The 5,143-nt window shown below is 39.1% G+C and carries 5 protein-coding genes; 1 reads left to right on the forward strand and 4 read right to left on the reverse strand.

The genetic code is table 11. The features are described from left to right. Positions 1 to 469: 469 nt before the first annotated feature. Complete coding sequence (locus IM322_RS22905; protein WP_002767071.1) at positions 470 to 1,126, forward strand: response regulator transcription factor; 657 nt, start codon at positions 470 to 472, stop codon at positions 1,124 to 1,126. Between the two features lie 14 nt (positions 1,127 to 1,140). Here the strand turns inward: IM322_RS22905 and IM322_RS22910 are convergent, their stop codons facing one another. The 4 genes from IM322_RS22910 to IM322_RS22925 form a co-directional block, all read right to left on the reverse strand. After that, complete coding sequence (locus IM322_RS22910) at positions 1,141 to 1,659, reverse strand: low molecular weight protein-tyrosine-phosphatase (RefSeq protein WP_287676466.1); 519 nt, start codon at positions 1,657 to 1,659, stop codon at positions 1,141 to 1,143. Positions 1,660 to 1,661: 2 nt separating this feature from the next. After that, on the reverse strand, positions 1,662 to 1,955 hold the full coding sequence (locus tag IM322_RS22915; RefSeq protein ID WP_002733401.1) for a hypothetical protein: 294 nt from the start codon (positions 1,953 to 1,955) through the stop codon (positions 1,662 to 1,664). A 145-nt stretch (positions 1,956 to 2,100) separates the two neighbouring features. Continuing rightward, the gene (locus IM322_RS22920; protein ID WP_287676467.1) at positions 2,101 to 2,739 is read right to left on the reverse strand and encodes a DUF2834 domain-containing protein; all 639 of its coding nucleotides are present in this window, start codon (positions 2,737 to 2,739) and stop codon (positions 2,101 to 2,103) included. Between the two features lie 202 nt (positions 2,740 to 2,941). Next, positions 2,942 to 4,534 carry a hypothetical protein gene (locus IM322_RS22925; protein ID WP_287676468.1) on the reverse strand — a complete coding sequence of 531 codons (1,593 nt, stop codon included), beginning with the start codon at positions 4,532 to 4,534 and terminating at the stop codon, positions 2,942 to 2,944. Positions 4,535 to 5,143: the final 609 nt, after the last annotated feature.

Here is a 5,143-nt window from a genome sequence, read left to right on the forward strand (position 1 = left end):
GGGGTTGGGGGTTGGGGGTTGGGGGTTGGGGTGTGGGGTGTGGGGTTTTACCCATTTTCAGGTGGTCAATTACCTAATTTTCAGGGAAAAAGTCCCGGAATTTTCCCCCCAATCACTCCAAGGGGCGGCACTTTTTGAGGGAAAAAAAGTCTAAAAACCTTGTTGGATAAGGTTTTTAGATTTATTCAGCAAACCCTAACTAAAAAATGATCTTCAAAGTAAAAAGTAAAAAAGGGGTTGGGGGAGTGGGGAGCAGGGAGTGGGGGAGCGGGGAGCGCCGGAGATGGGGCGAAAAAAGCTGAAAAATCACATCTGATCACTGATTACTGATTACTGATTACTGAAAAGACTGATTGCTAACTGCTAGTATAATATCAGTTACAACGGCCTCTGTAGCTTGATGGACAATTGTGACGAGCGGAGGGTGCTAGGCTATCAATACTGAAAAAACCTTGTCCTGTTAATTTCTATGCCTCTTTTGATTCTAATTGCCGATGATGACCCCGGTATCCGCTTAGCGGTCAAAGACTATTTAGAATTAGCAGGTTATAGTGTGGTGGCGGCGAGTAATGGTTTGGAAGCTTTGAATTTATTGGATACCTATCATCCCCATCTTTTGGTATCGGATATCAAAATGCCCCGTTTAGACGGTTATTCTTTGGTGACTAAGGTGCGGCAACAGCCAGAATTTAGGTTATTACCAGTAATTTTTTTAACCGAAAGAGGGTCAACAGAGGAAAGAATCCGCGGTTATCAAGTGGGTTGTGATATCTATCTTCCTAAACCTTTTGAGATGGAGGAATTAAAAGCAGTTATTCGCAATCTTTTAGAGCGATCGCAAATGGTGCAAAGTGAACGTCAATATCAGAAATTAAAACCGGAAGAAAGCCCCAAAACTACCGCTGTTTTAACTTCTTCTTTACAGGACGATTTTAAGTTAACGAATCGCGAGCGGGAAGTGTTAGAACATTTAGCCCGGGGACTTTCTAATAGTGAAATTGGGCAAAAACTGCATCTTAGTTCTCGCACGATCGAGAAATATGTTAGTAGTTTACTCAGGAAAACAACTACTAACAATCGCGCCGAATTGGTTCGTTTTTCCCTCGAACATAGATTAATCGATTAGCTGAAATAAAAAACTTAAATTTTGCTTTTTACGTCCTCCAAAAGACTGCCACAGGAGTCTAAAAGTAGCTCGATTACGCGGTCAAAACCTTCACGACCACCGTAGTAGGGATCGGGAACTTCTTTTTCTGGGTGATAACGGGCATAGTCACACATTAACTTGACCTTTTCTTGATATTTTACTGTCCGATCTAGGGATAAAATATCTTGATAATTGGCTTTATCCATGGCTAAGATTAGATCAAAATTCTCGAAATCCTCGCGGGTAAATTGTCTAGCTGTCCCTTGCAGAGTAATACCTCGTTTTTTGGCCGCCGTATTCATGCGAGAATCGGGAGGAGAACCGATATGATAACCGGCAGTCCCCGCAGAATCACAGAGGATTTTATTGCTTAATCCTTCTTGTTCAATCAGATAATTCATGATATTCTCGGCAGCGGGAGAACGACAGATATTTCCTAAACAGACGAAAAGTAGTTTATAGGGCATAAATTGACCGGTAGAATCATCACTAAATTGCCAATTATAGGGCATTTTTAACATCCCGATAAAGATTTATCCTCAAAAAACTCCTCGCTGTCCATTAACCTAATTTTGGCTAATCCCAAGCTTTCTAAATAATCTTGCCACCCTTGGGGGGTATCTTCGATCGCTAATAATCCTAATACCCTAGCTACGTCTGCTACCCAGGGTAGGGTGTGAATTCTATAACCCTGCCAGTTTACCTCTAAGGATAACCAAGCGGGAATCTCTTGGGGGTTAAATTGTTGGGAGGCAAGATAATCAGCTTGAAAGCAGTAAATCCGAGGTGGTTTTTGACTCTCTAACAAGGTTAAACACTCCTTCTAATCTGGACATTAATCTCTTGACTCGTATTTTAGGGGAACCTCAGCATAATTTCTGTTAAATATGAACTTCTCTCGTCAAGAAATAGTTAAAAAACAACTGATAACTAGGCTGAGTTTCACCTTACCCCTAATTCTCCCCTAAGCGAGGACGAATAATTAAATAAATTGCTGGACCGATTAGAGGCAATAGGGAAATTACCGGCAACAGCAAAGGATTTTTTAATCCCCGTCGGGTTAGATCATCTTGCAGCAAAATTGGACATAATAGGGTTAAAAGACAGAAATCTAAACTCATAACATGAATAAAACGGCTAGTTTGCCACTGATGCCAAAAATCAGACCAATTGCCGTTAATTAATCCGTAAGCGATTAAAATTGCCGCAGTAATTAGGGCAATTACTCCCAACCAAGGTGAGTCTAAAAGTTTAATGACCAGATTTTTTTTACCGGTAAAATTGCTGTTAGGTTGACGGAGAGTTAGATAGGGTAAAATAGCGAAAGCACCCACAGCAAAGGAGGCAAAAGCAAAGGGCCAAGCGATGATTTTTTGGTCACGACCATCGATAATTAAAAGGCTAGTGTAGATAAGTGGCCAAACTCCCATCAGGTTAAAAAGAGCGATAATTAACGGGTTGATATCTTGCCATTTGCCAGTGGAAAGATTGATAATTAAATTTATTGTATCTGGTTGATCGGGGGGTGCTAGTAAAAAAGCGTATAATCCGAAGCATAACCAAAGTAAACCAAGAATAATTTTTGTTAACATGGGAGTAGATAATTAGATTAATTGAGTAAGGGATTTTTCATCGGATATTTTAGTACAAAAGTGATCAAAATGTCAAGCAATATTATACTAAATCTGGTTATTAAAGACTGATTATTTATTCCACCTTTTGCATGAGTGCCTATACTTATAAGTAGCCTATACTTAACGGATTTAGTATTACCTAATCAATGATCACTAATTTTTAGGGAAGACGACGGGGATTCATGTTTTCTACTGGGGTAATTTCTGCACTTTTAGAGTTGAGTAAGCGAGTTTGTTCAAGGATAGTTTCTAAGTCTTCATCCGAGAATTCTTGTACATAGTTTAATTTCACTTCTTCTAGGAAGATAATTAATAACATCTCGATTCTTTCTAAACTGTGACGGGATTGTAATTCCCCAGCGAGAGATTGCCCGAAACGCTGGACTAATTGCTGAACTAAACGCTCAAAAACTTCGTCTTCCTGGGTAATCTTTTCCGCTATGTTAACAAAAGATTGATACAATTGACTAGATAGACGATTGCTCAAGTCAGTTTTTAAACCTTTCATGCCGGGTAATCGCAATAAGCTTTGATAAGCGGGAGTTTGACTGAGAATTTTCTCGATATTGTATTTAATTAAAGCTTCCGCTTCTGGTTTAACTTGCGGTAAAACCTTGTCAACAGTACTATTAACTACTAACCGAAAAATTTCGATAACTTCATTAGTATCATTGAGATTATTATAGCCGCCATTGAGAGAGCTATCAAGAAATTTCTCCACTTGTCCCCGTCGAATATATTCCTGAATTTTATTAATGATTCTCAGGACAATTATCTCAGTAACATCTTTAGAAATTAGCGCAACTAGGCCTTTAACTGCCTGTTCTTTAATCAGTCTTAAGTTAATAATTTTAACTTGATCTAGGCGAATAACGGTAGGAATAAATCGCAGCCATCTCCAGATAGGAATAAACAGAAAAATATCGTACCATCGCCATAACATAGCCTCGCGCCAACGCAGGCCTTTATGAGTGCGAGCAATCCACCAAGTTCTCAGCATAAATTCCCAGAAAAAGATGGTACCAAATAAAAAATCGATCGCCTCAAAGTTATCTATCGGTCTCCCATCTTCTCCTAGGGGACGAAAATAATTAGTTTCTATTAAAGGTTGAATTTCTTGATTAAAAAACTTCAACTCTTTTTCCCAGCCATTTTGACTGAGATAATCCCAACTCCAAAACTTCTGAAAGGCTGCTTTTGCGGAAACATTTTCTGTTTTAAAAACCCGCAACCGCATTTTATTTTTAATCTTCTCTAAGGTCCCAGTTTTCTCCGCCAAGGCAAAGGGATTATTATCGACCAAATTGATACTTTTTTGGCGCAAATTGTCTAAAATTTTCTCAATCTCTTGGCGATATTCTTGCAAATTAAACTCTGGGTTAAAAAGCTTTTGATTAATTAGTTCATTAAGTTTATTAACCGTATCTAAATATTCCCTGGTACTGCGATAGGGTTTAATCCCTTTCACCACATCATACTTAGCGATTCCTTTAACAAAGGGAATTTCTAGGGGTTTATCGGGAGGTATTTGTAATTCTTGAAAGGCAATCGGTCCGAGTTTTATTGGTTCATTAAATCTTAATAAAGTTATTTGCAAGCGTCCCTGTAACCAAAAATCTCGCAGGGGAATATAGGTTAAATCGAAAATAACCAGAATATAATTGCATAACACCAATAGGGCCATGCAAGTCTCAAAGAGATTGCGCGGGGAAAAACGACGGTTTCTGATCACGGGGTTTTTAGTCAAAGTCATCGGCCTAGAAAGTACACTTTGACTATGGTAAACCGAAAATGCCTAATTTTTTGGACCCAAAGCGATAGAAGTAGTAAAAAAAGAGCGGTTAAACTTAGTTCTGCCTCAGCAATTAATAGATGTAGTCTTCTATTCTGTGATAGCATCCTAGCAGATTCAGTTATAGCGTTTCCTGTTCACAAGAGGTACATTATCGATTCTGAAAAGCTTAATCAGCAAAGGTTAAACTGTGCCTCGCAGATGCGAGAACCGCTATAAGCAGTTAGCTACAGCTTCTTTGGCAAGAACATTTTTATTATAAGTCGGTAAGTCGCAGATTAGCCTAAAATTACCCTGAATTGATTTTTATCTGTCAATAAGCCTAGAGCCTCGTAGGGTGTGTTAATAAAGTATTGACAATGTAAATACATCCTGCCTATACTACAAGTATGGATGTCTATTTTGTCCTCAGTGGCATTACTTTTGTTTAGATTGACATCCTCACCGCCGTAAACGGACGGTGATTCCCAAACCTCACGATTTAGGTTTCTGCTTCTTTCCCTTGCGGGGTTCCGCACCTGCCTTAACAGATTTACTCTGTTCTGGTCTTATGGTCGCTCTACAGACTGA

It is taken from the genome of Microcystis sp. M109S1, assembly GCF_020247025.1.
Taxonomy (GTDB): domain Bacteria; phylum Cyanobacteriota; class Cyanobacteriia; order Cyanobacteriales; family Microcystaceae; genus Microcystis.

Excerpts from the sequence above, each read along its gene's own strand:
- IM322_RS22905 (WP_002767071.1), top strand. The coding sequence starts at position 470 with ATGCCTCTTTTGATTCTAATTGCCGATGATGACCCCGGTATCCGCTTA.
- IM322_RS22910 (WP_287676466.1), bottom strand. The coding sequence starts at position 1,659 with ATGCCCTATAATTGGCAATTTAGTGATGATTCTACCGGTCAATTTATG.
- IM322_RS22920 (WP_287676467.1), bottom strand. The coding sequence starts at position 2,739 with ATGTTAACAAAAATTATTCTTGGTTTACTTTGGTTATGCTTCGGATTA.
- IM322_RS22925 (WP_287676468.1), bottom strand. The coding sequence starts at position 4,534 with ATGACTTTGACTAAAAACCCCGTGATCAGAAACCGTCGTTTTTCCCCG.